The sequence below is a fragment of the Serratia sp. CY33525 genome (assembly GCF_052169115.1).
GTDB classification, from domain to species: Bacteria; Pseudomonadota; Gammaproteobacteria; order Enterobacterales; family Enterobacteriaceae; genus Serratia; species Serratia sarumanii.
The window spans coordinates 438,141-462,916 of record NZ_JBJNLK010000003.1 but is presented as its reverse complement, the minus strand read 5'-3'; the positions used below and the strand labels follow the sequence as shown (position 1 = coordinate 462,916).

The following is a 24,776-nucleotide window of genomic DNA, read 5'->3' as shown; positions in this document are numbered from 1 at the left end:
TTGTGTGCTGGTTCATTAAGCTAGTGTCAGCTGTCAATTCTCCCACATTGGAATCCCATGACCAAATACAGCCTGCGTGCGCGCATGATGATCCTGATTCTGGCCCCGACCTTGCTGATTGGTTTGCTGCTCAGCACCTTCTTCGTGGTGCACCGCTATAACGAGCTGCAGGAGCAACTGGTCGACGCCGGCGCCAGCATCATCGAGCCGCTGGCGGTGGCCAGCGAGTACGGCATGACGTTCCGCAGCCGCGAATCGGTCAGGCAGTTGGTCAGTCTGTTGCACCGCCGCCATTCGGACATCGTGCGTTCGATCACCGTGTTCGATGCGCAGAACAATTTGTTCGTCACCTCCAATTATCACCACAACTTCGCTCAGCTGCAGCTGCCGAAAGGCGTGCCGTTGCCCACTGAGCTGATGCTCACCCGACGCGGCGATTCGCTGATCCTGCGCACGCCGATCCTGTCGGAAAGCCAGTATCCGGATGAAACCGCCGACGGCGGCAGCCACCCCGACAACAACCTGGGCTATGTGGCGATCGAGCTGGATCTGCAGTCGGTGCGGCTGCAGCAATATAAAGAGGTGTTCGTCTCCACCCTGCTGCTGTTGCTGTGCATGTGCATCGCCATCCTGTTCGCTTACCGGCTGATGCGCGACGTGACCGGCCCGATCCGCAACATGGTGAATACCGTCGACCGTATCCGCCGCGGCCAGCTCGACAGCCGCGTGGAGGGCTACATGCTCGGCGAGCTGCACATGCTGAAGAACGGCATCAACTCGATGGCGATGTCGCTCACCGCCTATCACGAAGAGATGCAGCAGAACATCGATCAGGCCACCTCCGACCTGCGTGAAACGCTGGAGCAAATGGAAATTCAGAACGTCGAGCTGGATCTGGCGAAAAAACGCGCGCAGGAAGCGGCGCGCATCAAGTCCGAATTCCTGGCCAACATGTCGCACGAGCTGCGCACCCCGCTCAACGGCGTAATCGGCTTCACCCGCCAGATGCTGAAAACCGATTTGAGCGCGACCCAGACCGACTATTTGCAGACCATCGAACGCTCGGCCAACAACCTGCTGACCATCATCAACGACGTGCTGGACTTCTCCAAGCTGGAGGCCGGCAAGCTGGTGCTGGAGCATATTCCGTTCGCCCTGCGTGAAACGCTGGACGAAGTGGTGGTGCTGCTGGCGCCCAGCGCCCACGATAAGGGGCTGGAGCTGACGCTGGATGTGCACAACGACGTGCCGGAGCAGGTGATCGGCGACTCGCTGCGCCTGCAGCAAATCATCACCAACCTGCTGGGCAACGCCATCAAGTTCACCGAAACCGGCAATATCGATATTCGCGTCGAGCTGCGCAAACGGCTGGATCGCCGGGTGGAAGTGGAAGTGCAGATCCACGACACCGGCATCGGCATCTCCGAACGCCAGCAGTCGCAGCTGTTCCAGGCATTCCGTCAGGCAGACGCCAGCATCTCCCGCCGCCACGGCGGCACCGGGCTGGGGCTGGTGATCACGCAAAAACTGGTGAAAGAGATGGGGGGCGATATCTGCTTCCACAGCCAGTTGAACCGCGGCTCGACCTTCTGGTTCCACATCACGCTGGATCTGAACGAGGGCATGCTGTCGCTGGCGCCGAGCCTGCCGGATCTGAACGGCAAAACGCTGGCCTATATCGAGTCCAACCCGACGGCGGCACAGGCGACGCTCAACATGCTCAGCGTCACGCAGCTGGTGATCACCCACTCGCCGACGCTGGCCCAGCTGCCGCCAGGCCACTATGACTTCCTGCTGGCCGGCGTGCCCATCCCGTTCCGCGCCAATATGGCGCAGCACGAGGACAAATTGCTGGCCTCGCTGAAGCTGGCCGATCGGGTGATTCTGGCGCTGCCGTGCCAGGCGCAGATCGACGCCGAGCTGCTTAAACAACAAGGCGCGCTCGGCTGCCTGATCAAGCCGATCACCAGCACCCGGTTGTTCCCGCTGCTCAGGATGGAGACACCGACACGCCTCACCGCGCCGCCTGAGCGTAAACGCCTGCCGCTGACGGTGATGGCGGTTGACGACAACCCGGCCAACCTGAAGCTGATCGGCACGCTGCTGGGGGAACAGGTAGAAAAAACCCTGCTGTGCGAGAGCGGCGAGGAAGCGCTGGCGCTGGCGCGCGACAACGTGCTGGATCTGATCCTGATGGACATTCAGATGCCGAAGATGGACGGCATTCACGCCAGCGAGCTGATCCGCCAACTGCCGCATCACAACTCCACGCCGATCGTCGCCGTTACCGCCCATGCCGCCAGCGGCGAGCGCGAGCACCTGCTGCAGGCCGGGATGGACGACTATCTGGCCAAACCGATCGACGAAAAAATGCTGACCCGCGTGCTGTCGCGCTACCACAGCGGCGACGTGGAAAACGCCATCGCCGACGACGCGCCGCTGTCGCTCGACTGGCCGCTGGCGCTGCGTCAGGCGGCCAATAAACCGGATCTGGCGCGCGATCTGCTGCAAATGCTGCTCGATTTCCTGCCGCAGGTGCGCGAGCGGGTGCAAGCGCTGCTCGACGGCCAGCATGACGACGAGATCCTCGATCTGGTCCATAAGCTGCACGGCAGTTGCAGCTACAGCGGCGTGCCGCGCCTCAAGCAGCTGTGTTTCTACCTCGAGCGGCAGCTGCGCCAGGGCGTCACCAACGACGAACTGGAGCCGGAGTGGCTGGAGCTGTTGGATGAGATTGAACTGGTGATCCACGCGGCGCGCGCGCATCTGACGCAACCGGCCTGAATCCTCAGGCCATAACGCAAAAAGGCACGCCGCAGCGTGCCTTTCTTTTTAACGCCAGACGCCTATCACTGCGCCAGCAGGTACAGCTGGCTCTCGCCGCGCTGGATATTCAACGCCAGCACCGACGGCTTGCTGTCGAGGATTTTACGCAGCTCGCCCAGGTTCTGGATCGGCTGCTGGTTCACGCCCAGGATCACATCGCCCTTTTTCAGGCCGATACGCGCCGCTGCGCTGCCGGCTTTCACGCTGTCGACCTTGACGCCCTTCACATTGCCGACCTGGGTGTTGCTCAGCTCGGCGCCTTCGATGCCGGTGTAGATATTGCCCGAGGCCACCTGAGTCTGCGCGCTTTGCTCCAGCGTGACGTCAATCGTCACCGGTTTGCCGTCGCGAATAATGCCCAGCGACATCTTGCTGCCGACCGGCAGCGTGCCGATCTCCGCCCGGAACGAGGCGAAGCTGGAGATGGCCTTGCCGTTCATGGTGACGATCACGTCGCCGGCCTTGATGCCCGCCTTCGCGGCGGAAGACTTCGGCATCACCTGGCTGACGAAGGCCCCGCGCTGCGCGTCGACCTTCATCGCCTTGGCCAGCTCAGAGTTCAGCTCGGTGCCCATGATGCCCAGCTCGCCGCGTTTCACCTGGCCATATTCGACCATTTGCGCCGTCAGGTTTTTCACCATGTTGCTCGGAATGGCGAAGCCGATACCGATGTTGCCGCCGTCCGGCGCCAGGATCGCGGTGTTGATGCCGATCAGCTCGCCGTTCAGGTTAACCAGCGCGCCGCCGGAGTTACCGCGGTTGATCGCCGCATCGGTCTGGATGAAGTTTTCATAGTTTTCGATGTTCAGGCCGCTGCGCCCCAGGGCGGATACGATGCCCGAAGTGGCGGTTTCACCCAGCCCGTACGGGTTGCCGATCGCCACGGTGTAATCGCCGACGCGCAGCTGATCGGAATCCGCCATCTTGATCGCCGTCAGATTCTTGAAGTCTTTCAACTGGATCAACGCGATATCGGAACGCGGATCCTTGCCGATCACCTTGGCGTCGAAACGGCGGCCGTCACTCAGCTGCACCTGGATCTTGTTGGCGTTGTCCACCACGTGGTTATTGGTCACCACATAGCCCTTGGCGGCATCGATGACCACCCCGGCGCCCAGCGCCTGGAATTTCTGCTGCGTGCCCTGCGGCTGGCCATCCGGCCCTGGCTGTTCGCCGCCCTGACACATCGGCGAGCCCTGGAATGGCGAACCATCCTGGCAGAACGGCGAATCTTCGCCGAAGAACTGTTGGAACTGCTGCGGCATGCGCGGCGTATTGACCGTGGTGCTGCCCTCAACGTTAATGCTCACCACGGACGGCATCACCTTTTCCAGCATCGGCGCCAGGCTCGGCAGCTGTTGGGTGTTGGAAGAGGCGGTTTCAGCGGCGCTGGCCGTGACCGGACCCATCGCCATACCGATACTGAATGCCAGTGCGCTCAGAACTAATGCGGTTTTTTTCATCTGTGTGTCTCTTATAAAGTCGTTCAAAAAGAATGGCCGTCTTGCGTGCTTATTCAGAGTTAATTAATAGCCCGAAGTTCCGGCACAGATGATTGGCAATAGTAAACAAATATTGTCCGTCTTTACAAAAGTCGAGACAGCCAACCGGTTGGAATTGCTGACAATTATTCTTCAGTTGAATTATTCCGCCGCCATTAATCGACGATATTCATCATAGGCGTAAAGGTCGGTCATTCCGCTGATATAGTCCTGCAATAAACGGGCGCGGAAATAATATTCCCGAATGGCTTGCTGCTCCGGCGATAAATGCTGCAGCCCCTCTACCGCCTCCGCATACGCCAGCCGATGCTTGGTGGACAGCTTGTGGAACAGGCGCGTTTCGATCGGGTAAGCGCGGTGGCTGTCCTCGCGCACCAGCTGGCTGAAGTCCGCCAGCGACATCGCCAGCAGCGGGCTGTAAATGTCCAGCAGGCCGCTGATCACCCGGTAGCCTTGCAGCTCGAGCTGCTCGACCTCCGGGTGGTTGAACACGTGCTTGAACGCCACATTTTTAAATATTTTCAGCAGCCGGAACGCCGGGCTGGAATCCTCCAGCAGCGCCTGATTGAAACTGCCCTGATAGACCGCGTCCAGATTGTCGATAAAGCGCTGCGCCGCGTGCGGCACCAGCCGCGCCACGGTAAACACCCGCAGATACATGAAGAACTGATCTTCCGCGCTGCGCCGCGCGCCGCCCCGATCGATCTTGCGAAACGCGCTGGCGACGGTCTTGTCGAACAGATCGCCCGGCGCCACTTCGCCCCACTCCTGAATCAGGTGCTGATACAGCTGCTCGACGGTGAAAATGCTCTTCTCCACCGCGTCTTCCAGATCGGCCACGCAGTACGAGATATCGTCGGCGGCCTCCATGATGTAGGTCAGCGGGAAACGATCGAACTCGCCCATGTGCAGCTCGCGCCGCAGCCGATCGACGAAAGCCTCTTCCGCCAGATAGTAGCCGGGCTTTTTCATCAGATAGCTGTGGCTGGCGGGGATGTCGCTCGCCCAGTAGGCCGGGCGGGTGTATTTCAAAATGCATCCGACCTGCGCGTAGGTCAGGTTGAGCTTCAGCAGGCTGTACACCATGCGGATCGCCTGGGCGTTGCCCTCGAAGTGGCTGAGATCCTGACGGATCCGGCTGCGCAGCCGGTTCAGATCGCTCTCTCCTTCATGCAGGCGCAGCGTCGCCACCTGGCAGCGATCGTGGCTGCCCGGCTCGCTGCCGCAGCTGGCGGGATCGAGCCGCTGGGCGAACCAGTCGTTGATCGCCGACTCGCCGAAGTGACCGAACGGCGGGTTGCCGATGTCGTGCATCAGGCAGGCCATTTCCACGATGCTTTCAAACGGATCGAGCAGCCGGGTCAGGCCGAGCTCATCAATTCTCCCCGCCTGTTTGAAGCGGTTGAGGATCTCTTTGGCGATGTGGCGCCCGACCTGCTGCACCTCCATCGAGTGCGTCAGGCGGCTGCGCACCGCCGCGTTGCGCTCCAGCGGAAACACCTGGGTTTTTTGCTGCAGACGGCGAATGGCGGCCGAGTTGACGATGCGCCCGCGATCGCTCTCGAACTGCCGCACGATGTCGTACTCTTCCTCGGCCTCGATCGGTTTGCTGAAAGGCCGTTGGAAGCTGATTTTTTGCTTGAAGTCGATCCCGGACATCTGTTTCTCCGCCGTTGCGCCCTGCCCCCGTGATAACAATTCCCGGCGGCGGATGCAACGCATTATCTCTCTCACACAGCCATGATAGACTATGCCGCAATTCTCACGGCCAATCAGCGAGTGTTATTTATGAAAGTAGGCATCATCGGCGCAATGGAGCAGGAAGTCACCCTGCTGCGCGAGCAAATCGAAAACCGTCAAACCATCCAGCGCGCGGGCTGCGAAATCTACACCGGCCAGATCGGCGGCGTTGAGGTGGCCCTGCTGAAATCCGGCATCGGCAAAGTTTCTGCGGCCATGGGCACCACCCTGCTGCTGGAACACTGCAGCCCGGATCTGGTGATCAACACCGGTTCCGCCGGCGGCCTGGCCAGCACCCTGCGCGTGGGCGATATCGTGGTGTCGGAAGAAGTGCGCTACCACGACGCCGACGTCACCGCCTTCGGCTACGAGCCGGGCCAGATGGCCGGCTGCCCGGCGGCGTTCGTCGCCGACGACGCGCTGATCGCGCTGGCGGAAGGCTGCATCAAACAGCTGGATCTGCACGCGGTGCGCGGCCTGATCTGCAGCGGTGACGCCTTCATCAACGGCGCCGAGCCGCTGGCGCGCATTCGCGCCACCTTCCCGCGCGTCGCCGCCGTGGAAATGGAAGCCGCGGCGATCGCCCACGTCTGCCATCTGTTCGGCACGCCGTTCGTGGTGGTGCGCGCCATTTCCGACGTCGCCGACAGCGAGTCGCACATGAGCTTTGACGAGTTCCTGGTGGTAGCGGCCAAACAGTCCACGCTGATGGTCAACGCCATGCTGCAAACCCTGGCCAAGCGCGGTTGATGTGAGGCTGCGCTTTACCTCGATGCTCTGTTTGTTGGCGCTCTGGCTGGCCATGCCGGCCGGCGCCGCCCAGCGGGTGATCAGCCTGGCGCCCAACGCCACCGAACTCGCCTATGCCGCCGGCATGGGCGATGTGCTGGTGGCGGCGAGCGCCTATTCCGATTATCCGCCGCAGGCCGCCAGGCTGGAGCAGGTGGCCACCTGGCAGGGCATCAATCTGGAGCGGGTGCTGGCGCTCAAGCCGGACCTGATCCTCGCCTGGCGCGGCGGTAATCCGCAGCGCGTGCTGGATCAGCTCGCCGCGTTCGGCATCCCAATTTTCTATGCGGACGCCGACACCCTCGAAGGGATCGCCGGTTTGCTGGATAAGCTGGCGCAATACAGCCCGCACCCGGAGCAGGCGCATCAGGCGGCGGAAGGCCTTCGCCGCCAGTTCGCCGCTCTCAGACAACAGTACGCCGCTAACTCGCCACGGCGCGTGCTGCTGCAGTTCGGTACCCAACCGCTGTTCACCAGCTCCGGCGCCACATTGCAAAGCCAGGTGCTGGCGCTGTGCGGCGGGCAGAACGTCTTCGCCGACAGCCGCACCCCTTGGCCGCAAATCAGCCGCGAACAGGTGCTGGCGCGTCAGCCGCAGGCCATCGTCATCACCGGCGGCGCGAAAGAAGCCGCCAATGTGAAAGCCTTCTGGGCGCCGCAGCTGCAGGTGCCGGTGATCGCGCTGAACGAAGACTGGTTCAACCGCGGCGGGCCGCGCATCCTGTTGGCGGCGCAGCAGCTGTGCCGCCAGCTGGCGGAGATCCGCTGATGCTGGTGTTCTGGTTGGATATTCTCGGTACGGCGGTGTTCGCCATCTCCGGCGTACTGCTGGCCGGCAAGTTGCGCATGGATCCGTTCGGCGTGCTGGTATTGGGCGTGGTCACCGCGGTCGGCGGCGGCACCATCCGCGACATGGCGCTGGCCAACGGCCCGGTGTTCTGGGTCAAGGATCCCACCGATCTGGTGGTGGCGATGATCACCTGCGTCTTGACGCTGCTGCTGGTGCGCCAGCCGCGCCGTCTGCCGCAGTGGGTGCTGCCGGTGCTGGACGCCGTCGGGCTGGCGGTGTTCGTCGGCATCGGCGTCAACAAGGCCTTCGCAGCCGGCACCGGCCCGCTGGTGGCAATCTGCATGGGGGTGATCACCGGCGTCGGCGGCGGCATTATCCGCGACGTGCTGGCGCGCGAGATCCCGATGATCCTGCGCACCGAGATTTACGCCACCGCCTGCATCATCGGCGGCATCGTGCACGCCACGGCGTTTTACACCTTCAGCATGCCGCTGCAACAGGCCATGATGCTGGGCATGATCATCACCCTGGCCATTCGGTTGGCGGCCATCCGCTGGCACCTCAAATTGCCCGCCTTTATTCTCGAACGCTGAGCCGTCGCCCTGTGGGGCGGCGCTTGGCAACGCCGCATTGGGTGATTTATTAGACTAAAAACGGGCTTGGTAGTATTATTTTCACCCAATAAATAGCGTAGTGACGATGTAAAATTCTGTTATCCGCAGGTTAATCCCCTCCCCGCGCTGTTAAACCTTTTTAACTTTTTGCCGATAAGTCATCACAAGATTGCTTACGGATGGCTATTCCCGCAATGATGAAAAAAATCCTGCTTGCATGCTGTGGCGCCCTGCTGAGTGGCGCCGCGCATGCCGATGCCGTCAGCGGCCGGATCGGCGTTACTCTGACCATTGAACCGCAATGCGCCGTGCGCCTCGAGGCCGCCGCCCCACGGGCCGAATGCAGCCATGCGGCGGCGCAGCCGAACATTACCCGCCAACCGGCGCTGGAGAACGGGGCGGAAGTGATCCTCGTGGAATGGTAGGCATAAAAAAACCCGCCGGCCGTAAGGCGAGCGGGTTGATATTCTGACAGGCAAACTCAGATGCTGAACGACGAACCGCAACCGCAGGTGGTTTTGGCATTCGGGTTGGTCACCACGAAGCGCGACCCTTCCAGCCCTTCGGTGTAGTCCACCGAGCCGCCGACCAGATACTGCAGGCTCATCGGATCGACCACCAGCGCCACGCCCTGCTTCTCGATGGTCATATCGCCATCGTTGACCTTGTCGTCAAAAGTGAAGCCGTACTGGAATCCGCTGCAGCCGCCGCCGGTAATGTAAACCCGCAGCTTAAGGTTCGGGTTTTCTTCGTCAGCAATCAGGAACTTAACCTTGTTTGCTGCTGCCTCGGTAAATTGCAGGGGCAGTGCCGTTTGATCACTCATACTCTTTACTCCCAACATTGTTCAGCATCAGATCGCTACTATGGCTGCCTGATTAATATTAACGATTATCCGATACCTGAGTGTTGCGTTCAAGTATTCACCGCATTTGTTGTATTTTCCTTACCTGTTTTCTCCGCTGCTTCCCGCGCCAGCTGCGCCTCCTGCCTTTGCAGCGTGCGGGCCAGGATCGACGAATACAGCGGCTTGCCGCCGAGCAGCTGCGCCACCACTGTGGCGCCGAGGCAGGTGATGATCATCGGTAAAATGAGTTGGTAGTTGTCGGTCATTTCCAGCACCAGCACGATGCCGGTCAGCGGGGCGCGCACCGTGGCGGCGAACAGCGCCCCCATGCCGGCGATGGCGAAGGTGCCCGCCTCGATGCCGTACTGCGGGAACAGATGCGCCCCCGCCAGCCCGAAGGCGGTGCCGAACAGCGTGCCCAGCGCCAGCATAGGCGCGAAGATGCCGCCCGGCGCGCCGGAGCCGAAGCACAGCAGCGTGGTGAAGATGCGGGTGATAAAGATAAACATCAACATGCCGACGCTGTAATTGCCCGCCGCGGCGATCGGGATCAGCCCAAAGCCGCCGCCCGCCGCCTCCGGCTGGATCAGCCCCAGAATGCCGCACACGCCGCCGAGCAGCCCGCCCATCAGCAAGACATTGCGCATTCTGCCGCCGTGCAAACGCGCGAACATGTCTTGAGTGCGGAAGATCAGCGCGTTGAACCCCACGCCCACCGCGCCGAATATCGCCCCCAGCACCAGATAGAGCCACAGGGTATTGATGGGCGCCGAAGAAAGTTTGTCGACCGCGATCACCGAGCCCTGGCCGTTAAACAGCTGGAATACCACGCTCGACATGATAACGCCGATAAACACCGCTTTAATCGAGATCAGGTTGTAGCGAAACTGCGGCCGCATCTCTTCGATGATGAACAGGATGCCGGCCAGCGGCGCATTGAAGGCGGCGGACAGCCCGGCGGCAGCCCCGGTCGCCAGCAGCGTATGACGCGCCTCGGCGCCGCGAATGCGCAGCACGTCCAATACCATGCGCCCGACGTTGCCGCCCATTTGCACCGTGGGCCCTTCGCGCCCCAGCACCATGCCCGCCCCCAGCGTGCCCATGCCGCCGATGAATTTCACCGGGATCACGCGCCACCAGCGCACCGGCCGCAGCTCCTCCAGCGCGCCTTCGATCTCCGGAATGCCCGAGCCGCCCGCCTCAGGGGCAAAGCGCCGCACCAGGTAATAGCCCAGCGCCGCCAGCGCGGCGGACAGGATAAACGCCAGCGGCCACACCAGGATCCAGGAGTCGGCGACCTGCGCCAGCGAAGCCAGCCGCTGCTGCTGCACCCACTCCACCGCCTTATCGAAGGCCACGCCGAGCAAACCGGCCAGCGTCCCCACCAGCGCGGCCATCACCAGGATCGCCACCGGCGTTTTATCGCGGCGAATAAACTGACGCACCGCATCGCTGCGGCTAAGACGCGGGCTCAACGTCCCGACTGGCTGTGAATGTGTTTCCGTCATCGCGAGTAATTCGTCAGGTAATTTGTAATACAAATAGGCAAGGCGGTTATTCTACCCCAACCCGGCGGCGCGCGCTGCCGTTAATGGTATCTGACTGTGATCGTTTCATAACGCGGCGCTCTCCTCTAGAATAGCGCGGTCAAATCATTCAAAAGAGAATCCAGGAGCCGATTTATGAGCCTACACAGCAAGTCCGAAAGTCTGTACGCCCAGGCGCAACAGTTGATCCCCGGCGGGGTGAACTCTCCGGTGCGTGCATTCACCGGCGTAGGCGGTGTGCCGCTGTTTATCGAGCGGGCAGACGGGGCTTACCTGTTCGATGCCGACGGCAAGGCCTATATCGACTATGTCGGTTCCTGGGGGCCGATGGTGCTGGGGCATAACCACCCGGCGATCCGCGACGCGGTGATCGAAGCGGCGCAGCGCGGCCTGAGCTTCGGCGCGCCAACCGAGATGGAAGTCAAAATGGCGCAGTTGGTCACCGAGCTGGTGCCTACCATGGATATGGTGCGCATGGTGAACTCGGGCACCGAAGCCACCATGAGCGCCATCCGCCTGGCGCGCGGCTACACCAACCGCGATAAAATCATCAAGTTCGAAGGCTGCTACCACGGCCACGCCGACTGCCTGCTGGTGAAAGCCGGTTCCGGCGCGCTGACCCTCGGCCAGCCGAACTCACCGGGCGTGCCGGCCGATTTCGCCAAGCACACCCTGACCTGCACCTATAACGACCTGGATTCGGTGCGGGCCGCCTTCGAGCAGTACCCGTCCGAGATCGCCTGTATCATCGTCGAGCCGGTCGCCGGCAACATGAACTGCGTGCCGCCGCTGCCGGAATTCCTGCCGGGCCTGCGCGCGCTGTGCGACAAGTACGGCGCGCTCTTGATCATCGATGAAGTGATGACCGGCTTCCGCGTGGCGCTGGCCGGCGCACAGTCCTATTACGGCGTCGAGCCGGATCTGACCTGCCTCGGCAAAATCATCGGCGGCGGCATGCCGGTGGGCGCCTTCGGCGGCCGCCGCGACGTGATGGACTCGCTGGCGCCGACCGGCCCGGTCTACCAGGCGGGCACCCTGTCCGGCAACCCGATCGCCATGGCGGCGGGCTATGCCTGCCTGACCGAAGTGTCGCAGGTGGGCGTGCACCAGACGCTGACCGAACTGACCGAGATGCTGGCCGCTGGCCTGCTGCACGCGGCGCAGGAAGAGAATATCCCGCTGGTGGTCAACAACGTCGGCGGCATGTTCGGCCTGTTCTTCACCGACGCGCCGGCGGTCACCTGCTACCAGGACGTGATGCAGTGCGACGTGGAACGCTTCAAGCGCTTCTTCCATCTGATGCTGGAAGAAGGGGTGTATCTGGCTCCGTCCGCCTTCGAAGCGGGCTTCATGTCCGTGGCGCACAGCAAGGAAGACATTCAGCGCACCATCGACGCCGCGCGTCGCTGCTTCGCCAAGCTGTAATCCCGGCCGAATGGCCAAAAAAACGGGTGCCTCGGCGCCCGTTTTGCTTTTCGCTGCCGCTTAAAGCAGCGTGCCGTAAATGGTCAACAGCGCCACCACCACCACGATGATCATCGTCACCTTGCGCGCCAGCGTCACCGCCGCCCGCGGCGTTTGCACCGGATCCATATGCGGATCGCGCGCCAGCGAGAACTGCGCCAGCCGCGTCAGCACCTGATACGACGATGAATGCCGATCCCCCAGCGAGGCGAACCAGGCCGGCAGCGCCCGCTCGCCGTGGCCAAACAGCGCGTAGGCCACCCCGGCCAAACGCACCGGGATCCAGTCCAGCCAGTTCAGCAGGTGATCGATGCCCGATTGCGAACGCTCCAGCGGCGTATTGTGGCGCGCCAGCCAGGTTTGATAGGCGCGCAGGAAGGCATACCCCGCCAACGCGATCGGCCCGTAAGGCCCAAAGACCACGAACCAGAACAGCGGCGCCAGATAATAACGGAAGTTGATCCACAGCAGCGCGTTTTGCAGCTCGCGCAGGCGCAGCTCTTCGCTGCAGTCCACCGGCAAACCGTGGATCAACGCCAGCTCTTCCGCCATCTGATCGCTGGCGTGGGTATCGCCCTGCCGCGCCGCTTTCAGGTAGGCGCGGTAGTGTTTGCGCTTGATGCCGGCGCCGACGCACAGCAGATCGATGACGATCCACAGCAGCAGCGTCACCACGCCGAAGAACAACCCGTGCGACAGCCACAGAACGCCCCAAACGACCACCATCCAGGCGGCGGTCATCGCCAGCGTCTGCGCCAGCGAAACCCGATGCAGCCGCTGAAACACCACTTCGAGACGGTGATCCAGCTGCCAGTGTTCTCCCAGCTTAAACAGGCGCTCCCAGGCCAAAACCAGCAACAGCGTAAACAGCGTCATTAGCGATTCCTCTCCCTATTTCTTGTCTCAAGCATAGCGTCGGCGGGCGCGCCGCGTTGTTCCAGAGATGCCAGATAGCGATCCCAATCGAACGCCGGCCCGGGATCGGTCTTGCGGCCGGGGGCGATATCGCAATGCCCGGCGATATTGGCCACCAGCGGCGGATAATGTTCGGCCAGCAGCGCGGTGACCGCCTGCAGCGCGCGGTATTGCGCCTCGGTGTAGGGTAACTGATCGGTGCCTTCCAGCTCGATGCCGATGGAGAAATCGTTGCACCGGTCGCGCCCCTGATACAGGGAAACGCCCGCGTGCCAGGCGCGCTGGTCGAAGGGCACGTACTGCACGATCTCCCCGTCGCGGCGGATCAGGCAGTGCGCCGACACCCGCAGCTGATGGATCTCGGCAAAATAGGGATGCTGTGCGGGATCGAGCGTGCCGGTAAACAACTGGTCGATATAGGGGCCGCCGAACTCGCCGGGCGGCAGGCTGATGTTGTGGATGACCAGCAGCGACGGCGGCTCGTCATCCGGGCGCCGATCGCAGTGCGGCGAGACCACTCGCGTCACCCCGATAATCCAGCCATTTTCCAACTGCATCAGACACCTCTCTGCGGTGGTACTTATTCCTGCAACAGAGTAGCATGTTCCCCTACGATCTAACCGTCCATTTCGGAGTTTTCCATGCCGACACGCCGCTACAGTGCCGACAGTCGCCGCACCGAGCTTCTTGAACGAATTGAAAGTGATATTCCCTATGCCGTCGCCCAGGCGCTGCGCGAAGACCTGGGGGGTGAAGTCGACGCCGGGCGCGATATTACCGCGCAACTGTTACCGGCGGACAAGCAGGCCGAAGCCACCGTCATCACCCGCGAAGCCGGCGTATTCTGTGGCCGCCGCTGGCTGAATGAGGTCTTTATTCAGCTGGGCAATCAGGTGCAGGTGGAGTGGCTGGTGGCGGACGGCGACCGCCTGACGCCGAACCAACCGCTCTGCCGGCTGCGCGGCCCCGCGCGGGTGATGCTGACCGGCGAGCGCACCGCGCTGAACTTCGTGCAGACGCTCTCCGGCGTGGCGACCGAGGTCAGCCGCTATGTGGCTCTGCTGGAAGGCACCCGGACTCGCCTGCTCGATACCCGCAAGACCCTGCCCGGCCTGCGCACCGCGCTGAAATACGCCGTGCTGTGCGGGGGCGGCAGCAACCACCGGCTGGGGCTGTCCGACGCCTTCCTGATCAAGGAAAACCACATCATCGCCTCCGGCTCTATCAAGAACGCGGTGGAAAAAGCCTTCTGGCTGCACGCCGACGTGCCGGTGGAAGTGGAAGTCGAATCGCTCGATGAACTGCAGCAGGCGCTGGACGCCGGCGCCGACATCATCATGCTGGACAACTTCAGCGTCGAGATGATGCGCCAGGCGGTCGCCCAAACCCAGGGCCGCGCCCAGCTGGAAGTATCCGGCAACGTCACCAGTGAGACGCTGCGCACCTTCGCCGAGACCGGCGTGGATTACATTTCGGTCGGCGCGCTGACCAAGCATGTGACCGCGCTCGATCTGTCGATGCGCTTCAAATGATCCCCTCGCCCCCGGCCGCTGCCGGGGGCGTTACCGTAAAATTGCGAAGCCCCTCGCACCCTTTTATTCACCGCTGCAAACAACGTCATTACTGATGGAAGCGCGCCGAGAAACGCGCAAAAGCCCCTCGCCGTGCCCCCGCGCAAACCGCTACCGTTGCCTTCCACACCCTTATGGAGGAGACAACGCATGGAAACGCAACGCGGCTTTACCCTGATAGAACTGATGGTGGTGATCGCCATCATCGCCATCCTCAGCGCCATCGGCATTCCCGCCTACCAGCGCTACATCCAGAAAGCGGCGATGACCGACATGCTGCAAACCATGTCGCCGTACAAACTGGCGGTCGAGCTGTGCGTGCTGGACGAAGGCGCCCCCACCGGCTGTGAAGCCGGCAGCAAAGGCATTCCCACCGGCGGCACGTCGCGTTACGCCAGCGGGGTGAAAGTCGTCAAAGGCGTGATCACGCTGACCGGCACCCAAACGCTGCAGGGGCTGGCGGTGGCATTAACCCCCAAAGCGAACGCCGATGGGCTGACCCGCTGGAGCCGGCTGTGCAGCAGCGAAAACGCAACGCTGGTTGAAGTGTGCCAGGAAGTCTTCCGCTTCGACAACGCGGCGGAGTAACGGCGATGAACGCGCAAATCAGCGAAGAAGTTCACGCCCTGTGCCGGCGCTATCAGGCGCTGGCGCTGAACGAAGATCCGACCACCCTGACGATCGCCCTCAACGAAGAGGCGCCGCAAGGGCTGCTGGCGGCGCTGCGTTTCGCCACCGGCAAGCGCATCCATCTGGAGCAATGGCCGGCGGCCAGGCTGGAGCAGGCGCTGAACCAACGCCAGGAACCGCTACCGGCGCCGCTGGCGGCCGAAGAAGACAGCGCCGACATCGCCTACCCCGACGACGGCGACGCGCCGGTGGTGCAGTTCATCAACCAGACGCTGCGCCTGGCCATTCAGCGTCGCGCCTCGGACGTCCACTTCGAGCCCTTTCGGCAGCATTTTCGCATTCGCCTGCGCATCGACGGCGTGCTGCAAACCCTCGCCTCGCCGTCACCCCAGCTGACCGCACGCCTCATCGCCCGGCTGAAGATCCTCGGCCAGCTGGATATCGCCGAGCGCCGTCAGCCTCAGGACGGGCAGCTCAGCCTGACGTTGGACGGCGCGCGCTATGCCATGCGTATCGCCACTCTGCCGACGCTACACGGCGAAAAGGTGGTGCTGCGCGTTCAGCAGGGCGAACAGCAGGAGCTGCCGCTGGATCAACTGGGCATGAGCCGAGCGGATTTGGCGCGCTACGCGGCGGCGCTGGCCTGCCCGCAAGGTTTGATCCTGGTGACCGGCCCGACCGGCAGCGGCAAGACGGTAACGCTGTACAGCGGCCTGCGCCAGTTGAACGATGCGCAAAGCAACCTGTGCAGCGTCGAAGATCCTGTCGAGATACCGCTGTTCGGCGTCAATCAAACCCAGATCAACGCCAAAACCGAGCTGAGCTTCGCCCGGGTGCTGCGCGCCCTGCTGCGCCAGGATCCGGATGTCATCATGATCGGCGAGATCCGCGATGCGGAAACCGCCGAGATCGCGGTCAAGGCCGCGCAAACCGGCCACCTGGTGCTGTCGACGCTGCATACCAACTCCACCGGCGAAACCCTGACGCGCCTGATGCACATGGGTATCCCCGGCTACCTGCTCGCCGGCTGCCTGAAGCTGGTCATCGCGCAGCGGCTGGTGCGCAGGCTGTGTCGCCACTGCCGCTACCCGCACAGCCAACCCACGCATTTTCCTGCCTCGGTCTGGCCGGAGCCGCTGACCGCCTGGCGCGCCGATGGCTGCGAGCATTGCTTCGGCGGCTACTATGGGCGCATCGGCGTGTATGAGCTGTTGGCCATTACGCCGGAAATACAGGCGGCGTTGCTGGCGAACGCCGCGCCCAGCCGGCTGGCGGATGTCGCCCGCGAGCAGGGGCAGCTTTCGCTGCTGCAGGCGGGCCTGGCGCTGGCCAGCGAAGGCGCGACCTCGCTGGAAGAGCTGTACCGCGTGATCGACGTCGTCCAGCTCGGCGTAACCGCGCCATGAAAGCGCGCCGGCTGTTTCTTTGGCAGGCTTTCGACGCCCAGGGCGCCCTGCGCCGCGGCGAACTGATGAGCGATGAAAAACGGCAGGTGAGCCGGTTACTGATTGAGCAAGGTATGCAACCCTGGCGGATCGGGCACGGCAAACGCGTCACGCCCGGCCAGTGGCGCGGAGAACCTTTGATCCACTTCACCCGCCAACTCGCCACCCTGCTGCAGGCCGGGTTGCCGCTGGTCAATACGCTGCAGCTTCTGGCGGCAGAGCACCCTTCGGCGGCCTGGCGTTGCCTGTTGCGCCAGTTGGCAGAACAGGTGCGCGAAGGGCAGCCGCTCTCCGAAACCCTTACCGCGCAGCCAGGCGTTTTTCCACTTATCTATCGCCAACTGATCGCCATCGGCGAGCTAACCGGCAATCTCGATCGCTGCTGCCTGCAGCTGGCGCAACAGCAGGAAGCCCAGCTGCTGCTGCGCCGCAAAGTGACCAAAGCGCTGCGCTATCCCCTCTTCATCTGTGCGGTGGCGCTGCTGGTCAGCGTGCTGATGCTGGTGATGGTGCTGCCGGAATTCGCCAAGGTTTATCAGTCGTTCGATGCGCCGCTGCCCTGGTTTACCCAAGGGTTATTGGGGTTGTCCGCGCTGCTGATCGCCGTTGGCCCCTATTTGGCGCTGCTGCTCGGCGCATTGCTGTTCGGCTATTGCCGCTGGCTGCATCCGCGCCCGCCGTGGCGCCGACGTGAGCAGGCCGCCTTGCTGCGCCTGCCGCTGATCGCCCGGCTGGTGAGCGGCGGCGCGCTGAGCCAAACGTTTCGCATTCTGACCATGACCCAACGCGCGGGGCTGACGCTGGTAGAAGGCTTGAACGCGGCGGCGCTGGCGGCCGACCATCTGCTGTACCGGCAGGCGCTGGAGCAGGTGCAGCGGCAGCTCGCCGAAGGCGAGGCGTTTCATCACGCCCTCGCCCTGCAACCGCTGTTTCCGCCGCTGTGCCGGCAGCTGGTGCGGGTGGGCGAAGAATCGGGCTCGCTGGACGTCTTGCTGGATAAATTGGCGCAGTGGTACGAACGGCAGACGCACGAGCTGGCCGATACGCTGGCGCAAACGCTGGAGCCGCTGCTGATGCTGGTGGTGGGCGGGATCGTCGGTGCTTTGGTGATCGCCATGTACCTGCCTATTTTTCAACTGGGCAGCGTGCTGGGATAAAAAAGAGGATAGCGGGCGCCGCGGTGCGCTGCGCCCGAATGCAAGGTGCGGCTTATTTGCTGCCGAAGACGCGGTTTTCCTGCTCCGCCACGCGGATAAAGGTGGTGCGCTTGGTCAGCTCTTTCAGGCGCTCGGCGCCAACGTAGGTGCAAGCAGAGCGCAGGCCGCCAAGGATATCGCGCACGGTAAACTCCACCTCGCCGCGCAGCGGCAGTTTGACGGTTTTACCTTCGGCCGCGCGATACTCCGCCACGCCGCCGACGTGGCGCTTCATCGCCGATTCGGAGCTCATGCCGTAGAACAGCATGAACTTTTCGCCGTTCTCTTCCACCACGGTGCCTTCACACTCGTCGTGGCCGGCCAGCATGCCGCCCAGCATCACGAAGTCAGCGCCGCCGCCGAAGGCTTTAGCGACGTCGCCCGGCACCGAGCAGCCGCCGTCGCTGACGATTTGGCCGCCCAGCCCGTGGGCAGCATCGGCGCATTCAATCACCGCCGACAGCTGCGGGTAGCCCACGCCGGTCTTCACGCGGGTAGTACAGACTGAGCCCGGGCCGATGCCAACCTTAACGATGTCGGCGCCGGAGAGGATAAGCTCTTCCACCATCTCGCCGGTCACTACGTTGCCGGCGCAGATCACGTGATTCGGGCAGGCTTCGCGCGCTTTCTGCAGGAAGGCGACGAAGTGTTCAGAGTAGCCGTTGGCCACGTCGATGCAGATGAATTTCAGCGCCGGGGACAGGGCCAGGATCTGCTGCATTTTGGCGAAGTCGGCTTCGGAGGTGCCGGTGGACACCATCACGTGGCGCAGCACCGATTCCGGCATGCGCTGCACGAAGTCAGCCCATTGCTCGACGCTGTAATGTTTGTGTACGGCGGTGAGAACGTCGAAAGAAGCCAGGGCCTCGGCCATGCGGAAGGTGCCCACTGTGTCCATGTTGGCGGCGATAATCGGCACGCCGGACCAGCTGCAACCTGAATGCTTGAAGGTAAACTGACGTTCCAGTTCAACCTCGGAACGGCTTTTCAGCGTGGAGCGCTTAGGGCGGATCAACACGTCTTTAAAGCCCAACTTCAAATCTTCTTCAATACGCATGACTTATGATTTCCTGGTTAATGGCGACGGATCGCAAGGAGGATGTTCGAATCTCTGCCCGACGGCTTTCCAGTGGCGCAAAAAGACGGCGGCGAGATTAATGCCAGTTCCAGTGACGTTATAATACGCGCTAATAATCGCCGAACAAGACTGCGAATTCGCCTTTATTTACGCTACAATCCGACAAATTTACCTGCATAATCGCAGTGTGATTGCCCGCTCATTTTTGCCGTGCCGCTGCGCTTTTTCTCGCCGCCCGAACGGTGCCGACGCGCAAGCGCCGCCTGCCGACTTGCACTTCTGCGCGATCGCTTTATGATTCGACTATTATTTTTTTATGAACATCGGATGCACCTAACACCATGGCCTACATTGTTGCGTTGACCGGGGGCATAGGCAGCGGCAAGACGACCGTCGCGAACGCCTTTGCGCGCCACGGCGCAACCCTTGTCGATGCCGACGTGATCGCCCGTCAGGTCGTCGAGCCAGGCACCCCTGCCTTGGCCGCGATCGCCGAACGATTTGGTAATGAAATGTTGCTGCCGGACGGCGCGTTGAACCGTGCTGCGCTGCGTCAGCGCATCTTCAGCCATCCCGATGACAAAACCTGGCTGAACCAGCTGCTGCATCCGCTGATACACCGTGAAACCCAGCGCCAACTGGCGCAGGCCGCCAGCCCGTACGCGCTGTGGGTGGTGCCGCTGCTGGTGGAAAACGGCCTGCAGGATCGCGCCGATCGGGTGCTGGTGATCGACGTCGACGCCGAAACTCAGCTGGCTCGCACCATCGCGCGCGACGGCGTCAGCCGTGAGCAGGCGCAAAGCATTCTCGCCGCCCAGGCCACACGCCGGCAGCGCCTCGCCGTGGCGGATGACATTATTGACAACAGCGGCGCCGCTCAGGGGATAGAGCCACAGGTCGCCGCACTGCATCGTCGCTACCTTGAACTGGCGGCAACAGCGCCCCAACAGGATTAAACTGCATGAGTGATGTTTCCCCAACCGTTCTCTTTGAACACCCGCTGAACGAAAAAATGCGCACCTGGCTGCGCATCGAATTTCTGCTGCAACAGCTGCACGGCCAACGCGCCCTGAGCGAAACCGCCATCGCTCTCACCTTCTTTCGCACCGTCTCCGACTTGCTGGACGTGCTGGAGCGCGGCGAAGTGCGCACCGAACTGCTCAAAGAACTGGAGCGCCAGCAGCAGAAACTGTTGGCCTGGGCCGATGTGCCGGGCGTGGACATGGCGCTGATCGATCAGCTGCGCGGCCAGTTGAAGTCGCGCTCATCGGCGCTGATGGCGGCGCCGCGCCTCGGCCAGGCGCTGCGCGAAGACCGGCTGATCGGCCTGGTGCGCCAGCGGCTGAACATTCCCGGCGGCTGCTGCAGCTTCGATCTGCCGACCCTGCACATGTGGATGCACGCGCCGCAGCAGGATCGCGATGCCGACGTCGCCACCTGGCTGCAGTCGCTGGATCCGCTGAACCAGGCGCTGACCATGGTGCTGGATCTGATCCGCCAGTCCGGGCCGTTCCGCAATCAAATCAGCCTGAACGGCTTTTTCCAGGACAACGCCGAAGGGGCGGATCTGCTGCGCCTGCGCCTCCATCTGGCGCCACAGCTTTATCCGCAGATTTCCGGCCACAAGACGCGTTATGCCATTCGTTTCCTGCCGCTGGACAGCGAAAATGGCGTGGTGCCTGAACGCCTGACGTTCGAACTGGCCTGTTGTTGAACTTGTGAAAGAAAGCCTTCTCAGCACTGACAGAAGGCGTAAGGAACCGTTATGACGACCGTAGTAAAATGCCCAACCTGTGGCACCGGCGTGGTTTGGGGTGAAGTCAGCCCGTTCCGGCCGTTTTGCAGCAAGCGCTGCCAGCTGATCGATCTCGGCGAGTGGGCCGATGAAGAGAAGCGCATTCCGAGCAACAGCGATCTGTCGGAAAGCGAAGACTGGAGTGAAATGGACGATCGCTGATCGCCCACGGTTGGCCTGGCGGGCGTCAGGCCACGCTTGTCATTGCGCGGCGTTCGCCTGCGCCACCAGCAGTCGGATGATGCCGACGTTGGCTTCCGGGAATTCGTCTTCACGCAGATCCGCCTGTTTTACCCAGCGCATCGGTTGCCCCTCGCGGCCGAACGGCTCGCCTGCCCAGGCCTCCACCAGATAAAAATTCAGCGTCACGATGCGATCGCTGAAGCGATGCTCCACCACCTCCAGCAGCTCGGCACGTTCGGCTTCGATACCGGTCTCTTCCCGCAGCTCGCGGCTCAGCGCCTGTTCCGGCGTTTCACCCTGTTCGATCTTGCCGCCGGGAAACTCCCAGAACCCGGCCATGTGCGCGTCGGCGGCGCGGCGGGTAATAAAGATCTCCCGTTGCGCATTGCGGATGATGCCCACGGCGATATTCAAATGTTTCATCTCACCCTCCTGATGGGTGTCAAAAAACAGGGGCTCAGCAAGCTGAACCCCTGGTGTTATCGGTTAACCGCGGCCGGCATTACTGCAGGCGGCCGTGGCACTGCTTGTATTTCTTGCCGGAGCCGCATGGGCATGGATCGTTGCGGCCCACTTTACGCTCGGCGGTCGCCGGCGCGTTCGGATCTTCGGTCACCAGCGCGTTCTCGTCGTGGTGGCTCAACTGTTGGTGCTGCGCCAGGCGCTCGGCCTCTTCACGGCGCTGCTGTTCCAGCGCTTCCACCTCTTCCGGCATCCGCACCTGAACCTTGCTCAGCACGCTGATCACTTCATATTTCAGCGATTCCAGCATGGTGGCGAACATGTTGAAGGATTCGCGCTTGTACTCCTGCTTTGGATCCTTCTGCGCATAGCCGCGCAGGTGGATACCCTGACGCAGGTAGTCCATCGCCGCCAGGTGTTCTTTCCACAGGGAATCCAGCGTCTGCAGCATCACGCCCTTCTCGAAGTTGCGCATCATTTCGCTGCCGACCACGTCTTCCTTACGCTGGTACTGCTCTTTGGCGTTCTCCAGAATGCGTTCGCGCAGCGTCTCTTCGTGCAGCTCCGGCTCTTTGTCCAGCCATTGTGCGATCGGCATCTCCAGATCGAAGTCGTTCTTCAGGCGCTCTTCCAACCCCTGAATGTCCCACTCTTCTTCCAGCGACTGCGGCGTGATGTAGTTGTCGATGGTGCTCTTGAACACGTCCTCGCGGATGCTGGCGATGGTTTCGCTCACGTCGGACACGTCCAGCAATTCGTTACGCTGGCTGTAGATGGCGCGGCGCTGATCGTTGGCGACGTCGTCGTATTCCAGCAGCTGCTTACGGATGTCGAAGTTGCGGCTCTCTACCTTGCGCTGGGCGTTGGCGATCGCCTTGGTCACCCACGGGTGCTCAATCGCTTCGCCTTCTTTCATACCCAGTTTACGCATCATGCCGGACACGCGATCCGAAGCGAAGATACGCATCAGGGCATCTTCCATCGACAGGTAGAAGCGGGATGAACCGGCATCGCCCTGACGACCGGAACGACCGCGCAGCTGGTTATCGATACGGCGCGATTCATGGCGCTCGGTGCCGATGATATGCAGGCCGCCCGCCGCCAGCACCGCGTCGTGGCGTTCTTTCCAGGCGGCTTTGATGGCTTCAATCTGCTCTTCGGTCGGCGCTTCCAGCAGCGCCACTTCGGCCTGCCAGCTGCCGCCCAGCACGATATCGGTACCACGGCCCGCCATGTTGGTGGCGATGGTCACCGCGCCGCTCTGGCCGGCCTGGGCGACGATATCCGCTTCCATGGCGTGGAACTTGGCGTTCAGCACCTTGTGGTCGATGCCCGCTTTGGTCAGTTCGCGGGAAACCACTTCGGATTTCTCGATCGAGATGGTACCCACCAACACCGGCTGGCCTTTGGCGGTACGCTCGCGGATGTCTTCGATGATGGCGCCGATCTTCTCTTTCTCGGTCATGTACACCAGATCCGGCATGTCCTTACGGATCATCGGACGGTTGGTTGGCACCACGATGGTGTCCAGCTTGTAGATCGAGCTGAATTCGAAGGCTTCGGTATCGGCGGTACCGGTCATCCCCGCCAGCTTCTCGTACAGACGGAAGTAGTTCTGGAAGGTGATCGAAGCCAGCGTCTGGTTCTCGTTCTGGATCTCCACGCCTTCTTTGGCTTCCACCGCCTGGTGCAGGCCGTCGGACCAGCGGCGCCCCTGCATGGTACGGCCGGTGTGTTCGTCGACGATGATCACTTCGCCATCTTTCACGATGTAGTCAACGTCGCGGGTGAACAGCACGTGGGCGCGCAGCGCGGCGGTAACGTGGTGCATCAGCATGATGTTGGTCGGCGAGTACAGCGACTCGCCCTCATCCATGATGCCGGCTTCCACCAGCATCTCTTCGATCAGGATCAGGCCGCGTTCGGTCAGGTGAACCTGGCGCGCCTTCTCATCCACCGAGAAGTGCCCTTCACCCTTGAAGGTGTCGGAGTCTTCTTTTTCCTGGCGGATCAGTTTAGGGATCAGCTTGTTGACCTTGATGTACATCTCGGAGCTGTCTTCGGCCGGGCCGGAGATGATCAGCGGCGTACGCGCTTCATCGATCAGGATGGAGTCCACCTCATCCACCAGCGCATAGTGCAGTTTGCGCTGCACGCGCTCTTCCGGGCTGAACGCCATGTTGTCGCGCAGGTAGTCGAAGCCGTATTCGTTGTTGGTGCCGTAGGTGATGTCGGCGGCGTAAGCTTCACGCTTGGCCGGCGCCGGCATGCCCGGCAGGTTGATACCGATGCTCAGGCCGAGGAACTCGAACAGCGGACGGTTGTTTTCGGCGTCACGCTGCGCCAGATAGTCGTTGACGGTCACGACGTGCACGCCGCGGCCGCTCAGGGCGTTCAGGTAAGCCGGCAGCGTGGCGGTCAGGGTTTTACCTTCACCGGTGCGCATCTCGGCGATGCAGCGATCGTTCAGCACCATGCCGCCCAGCAGCTGCACGTCGAAGTGACGCATGCCGAACACGCGTTTGCTCGCCTCACGCACTACGGCGAAGGCTTCCGGGATCAGGCTTTCCAGCGATTCGCCCTTCTCCAGGCGCGCGCGGAATTCGTTGGTTTTCGCTTTCAGCTCATCATCGGACAGTTTTTCCATGTCCGGTTCCATGCGGTTGATCTGCTCAACCACTTTGCGCATGCGGCGCAGGGTACGATCGTTACGGCTGCCAAAAACTTTGGTTAATAATTTTACTAACATGATGTTTGATATCTCTGTCATGACGGCCTGACACGGCAGTCAACTTGCTATTATTTATGGTTTTTGTGCCCGAAGGGCGGAGTCAGACGAGCGCGGCAGGCCCGGCGCGAATGCCCTGTACCTGCGCCACCCACAGGCCGGTCTGGTGCCGTGCCAGCGTTGGCAGCACCTCAAGGTGGGTGTGGCGAATGATGGTCGGCGGCTTCGGCTCGTGCGTCAGCAGCGCGTTGAGGGTGGACAGCAGCGCCAGTTGCGCCACCTGCAAAGGGGGTTCCGCTTCGGCTTCGCTCTCCTGCACCCGCGCATAAACCGCCTGCGGCGCCAGCGCGAAAGAAAGGTGACGTATGACGGTGCGCAGCGCATGTTGCTGCCAATAATCTACGCTGAAGGTAGGACGGCGGTGCGCGTCCTGCAGCAGGGCCAGGCTGTTGAAGGTGCCATTGGCCGCATTTTGCCGGTTAAGGCTGGACGATGTATTCGGCAGTGCGGCCTGATCGGGGGCGCCGGACAAACTGGAAGACGCGCCAAGCGTGGCCGCAACCATCCCTAACAGGAGATGGGGCCAGAAATAACGTCTGCCAAATTGTCGCCAACGATTTAGAATACCGATCACGAGTTTATAATCCGCCGGAG

23 protein-coding genes are annotated in these 24,776 nt (G+C 62.2%); 13 read left to right on the top strand and 10 right to left on the bottom strand.

Going from position 1 to position 24,776, the window contains the following annotated elements; all coding sequences use genetic code 11:
• Positions 1-57 precede the first annotated feature (57 nt).
• A complete protein-coding gene (barA, locus tag ACJ8IM_RS10870) occupies positions 58-2,784 on the top strand; it encodes a two-component sensor histidine kinase BarA (RefSeq protein ID WP_101455742.1) in 2,727 nt (908 codons plus the stop codon).
• Positions 2,785-2,849: 65 nt separating this feature from the next.
• On the opposite strand, the gene degP is transcribed toward barA, so the two are convergent.
• Together degP and dgt are read right to left on the bottom strand one after the other, a co-directional pair.
• Entirely contained in the window at positions 2,850-4,289 is a 1,440-nt protein-coding gene (degP, locus tag ACJ8IM_RS10865; protein WP_033649228.1) for a serine endoprotease DegP, read from the bottom strand.
• Between the two features lie 180 nt (positions 4,290-4,469).
• Positions 4,470-5,987, bottom strand: a complete 1,518-nt coding sequence (gene dgt, locus ACJ8IM_RS10860; protein WP_033652927.1) for a dGTPase — start codon at positions 5,985-5,987, stop codon at positions 4,470-4,472.
• Between the two features lie 129 nt (positions 5,988-6,116).
• Between dgt and mtnN the strand changes: the two genes are divergently transcribed.
• From mtnN to ACJ8IM_RS10840, 4 genes are all read left to right on the top strand, one after another.
• A complete protein-coding gene (gene mtnN, locus ACJ8IM_RS10855; RefSeq protein WP_033652925.1) occupies positions 6,117-6,818 on the top strand; it encodes a 5'-methylthioadenosine/S-adenosylhomocysteine nucleosidase in 702 nt (233 codons plus the stop codon).
• A gap of 22 nt (positions 6,819-6,840) precedes the next feature.
• Positions 6,841-7,626 carry a vitamin B12 ABC transporter substrate-binding protein BtuF gene (gene btuF, locus ACJ8IM_RS10850; RefSeq protein WP_033652985.1) on the top strand — a complete coding sequence of 262 codons (786 nt, stop codon included), beginning with the start codon at positions 6,841-6,843 and terminating at the stop codon, positions 7,624-7,626.
• Complete coding sequence (locus tag ACJ8IM_RS10845; RefSeq protein ID WP_033637131.1) at positions 7,626-8,240, top strand: TRIC cation channel family protein; 615 nt, start codon at positions 7,626-7,628, stop codon at positions 8,238-8,240. Before btuF ends, ACJ8IM_RS10845 begins: the two co-directional genes overlap by 1 nt.
• 215 nt (positions 8,241-8,455) lie before the next feature.
• The gene (locus tag ACJ8IM_RS10840; RefSeq protein WP_049234087.1) at positions 8,456-8,686 is read left to right on the top strand and encodes a hypothetical protein; all 231 of its coding nucleotides are present in this window, start codon (positions 8,456-8,458) and stop codon (positions 8,684-8,686) included.
• A 56-nt stretch (positions 8,687-8,742) separates the two neighbouring features.
• Here ACJ8IM_RS10840 and erpA read toward each other — a convergent pair whose 3' ends face one another.
• Both erpA and clcA read right to left on the bottom strand, forming a co-directional pair.
• On the bottom strand, positions 8,743-9,087 hold the full coding sequence (erpA, locus tag ACJ8IM_RS10835; protein WP_004932708.1) for an iron-sulfur cluster insertion protein ErpA: 345 nt from the start codon (positions 9,085-9,087) through the stop codon (positions 8,743-8,745).
• Positions 9,088-9,176: 89 nt separating this feature from the next.
• Positions 9,177-10,616 carry a H(+)/Cl(-) exchange transporter ClcA gene (clcA, locus tag ACJ8IM_RS10830; RefSeq protein WP_033652923.1) on the bottom strand — a complete coding sequence of 480 codons (1,440 nt, stop codon included), beginning with the start codon at positions 10,614-10,616 and terminating at the stop codon, positions 9,177-9,179.
• 174 nt (positions 10,617-10,790) lie between these two features.
• Here clcA and hemL point away from each other — a divergent pair, with 174 nt between their 5' ends.
• A complete protein-coding gene (gene hemL / locus ACJ8IM_RS10825) occupies positions 10,791-12,080 on the top strand; it encodes a glutamate-1-semialdehyde 2,1-aminomutase (protein WP_033652922.1) in 1,290 nt (429 codons plus the stop codon).
• 60 nt (positions 12,081-12,140) lie between these two features.
• Here the strand turns inward: hemL and ampE are convergent, their stop codons facing one another.
• Both ampE and ampD read right to left on the bottom strand, forming a co-directional pair.
• Positions 12,141-12,995: a beta-lactamase regulator AmpE gene (gene ampE / locus ACJ8IM_RS10820; RefSeq protein ID WP_025301586.1), complete on the bottom strand. Its 855-nt coding sequence runs from the start codon at positions 12,993-12,995 to the stop codon at positions 12,141-12,143.
• Positions 12,995-13,591, bottom strand: coding sequence for a 1,6-anhydro-N-acetylmuramyl-L-alanine amidase AmpD (gene ampD, locus ACJ8IM_RS10815; RefSeq protein ID WP_033652921.1), 597 nt, complete (start codon positions 13,589-13,591; stop codon positions 12,995-12,997). Before ampD ends, ampE begins: the two co-directional genes overlap by 1 nt.
• An 84-nt stretch (positions 13,592-13,675) precedes the next feature.
• Between ampD and nadC the strand changes: the two genes are divergently transcribed.
• The 4 genes from nadC (at position 13,676) to hofC (ending at position 17,837) form a co-directional block, all read left to right on the top strand.
• The gene (gene nadC, locus ACJ8IM_RS10810; RefSeq protein ID WP_019455086.1) at positions 13,676-14,566 is read left to right on the top strand and encodes a carboxylating nicotinate-nucleotide diphosphorylase; all 891 of its coding nucleotides are present in this window, start codon (positions 13,676-13,678) and stop codon (positions 14,564-14,566) included.
• Between the two features lie 189 nt (positions 14,567-14,755).
• Positions 14,756-15,193: a prepilin peptidase-dependent pilin gene (ppdD, locus tag ACJ8IM_RS10805; protein ID WP_033652920.1), complete on the top strand. Its 438-nt coding sequence runs from the start codon at positions 14,756-14,758 to the stop codon at positions 15,191-15,193.
• Between the two features lie 5 nt (positions 15,194-15,198).
• On the top strand, positions 15,199-16,641 hold the full coding sequence (gene gspE / locus ACJ8IM_RS10800) for a type II secretion system protein GspE (protein ID WP_033652919.1): 1,443 nt from the start codon (positions 15,199-15,201) through the stop codon (positions 16,639-16,641).
• Positions 16,638-17,837 (top strand): protein transport protein HofC, encoded by a 1,200-nt coding sequence (gene hofC / locus ACJ8IM_RS10795; protein WP_033652918.1) that lies wholly within the window; start codon positions 16,638-16,640, stop codon positions 17,835-17,837. The genes gspE and hofC overlap by 4 nt, the downstream gene beginning before the upstream one ends.
• Before the next feature lie 52 nt (positions 17,838-17,889).
• On the opposite strand, the gene ACJ8IM_RS10790 is transcribed toward hofC, so the two are convergent.
• Positions 17,890-18,933, bottom strand: coding sequence for a GMP reductase (locus tag ACJ8IM_RS10790; RefSeq protein WP_015376656.1), 1,044 nt, complete (start codon positions 18,931-18,933; stop codon positions 17,890-17,892).
• Positions 18,934-19,295: 362 nt separating this feature from the next.
• On the opposite strand from ACJ8IM_RS10790, the gene coaE reads away from it, so the two are divergent.
• From coaE to yacG, 3 genes are read left to right on the top strand one after another with little or no spacing between them, the layout of a single operon-like run.
• Complete coding sequence (coaE, locus tag ACJ8IM_RS10785; protein ID WP_033637119.1) at positions 19,296-19,910, top strand: dephospho-CoA kinase; 615 nt, start codon at positions 19,296-19,298, stop codon at positions 19,908-19,910.
• 5 nt (positions 19,911-19,915) lie between these two features.
• A complete protein-coding gene (gene zapD / locus ACJ8IM_RS10780; RefSeq protein WP_033652917.1) occupies positions 19,916-20,668 on the top strand; it encodes a cell division protein ZapD in 753 nt (250 codons plus the stop codon).
• 51 nt (positions 20,669-20,719) lie between these two features.
• The gene (gene yacG / locus ACJ8IM_RS10775) at positions 20,720-20,911 is read left to right on the top strand and encodes a DNA gyrase inhibitor YacG (protein ID WP_004932737.1); all 192 of its coding nucleotides are present in this window, start codon (positions 20,720-20,722) and stop codon (positions 20,909-20,911) included.
• A 39-nt stretch (positions 20,912-20,950) separates the two neighbouring features.
• On the opposite strand, the gene mutT is transcribed toward yacG, so the two are convergent.
• From mutT to secM, 3 genes are all read right to left on the bottom strand, one after another.
• Positions 20,951-21,355, bottom strand: a complete 405-nt coding sequence (mutT, locus tag ACJ8IM_RS10770; RefSeq protein WP_033652916.1) for an 8-oxo-dGTP diphosphatase MutT — start codon at positions 21,353-21,355, stop codon at positions 20,951-20,953.
• A 79-nt stretch (positions 21,356-21,434) separates the two neighbouring features.
• A complete protein-coding gene (secA, locus tag ACJ8IM_RS10765) occupies positions 21,435-24,143 on the bottom strand; it encodes a preprotein translocase subunit SecA (RefSeq protein ID WP_033637114.1) in 2,709 nt (902 codons plus the stop codon).
• A gap of 82 nt (positions 24,144-24,225) precedes the next feature.
• A complete protein-coding gene (secM, locus tag ACJ8IM_RS10760) occupies positions 24,226-24,756 on the bottom strand; it encodes a secA translation cis-regulator SecM (RefSeq protein WP_033649205.1) in 531 nt (176 codons plus the stop codon).
• Between the last annotated feature and the right edge of the window lie 20 nt (positions 24,757-24,776).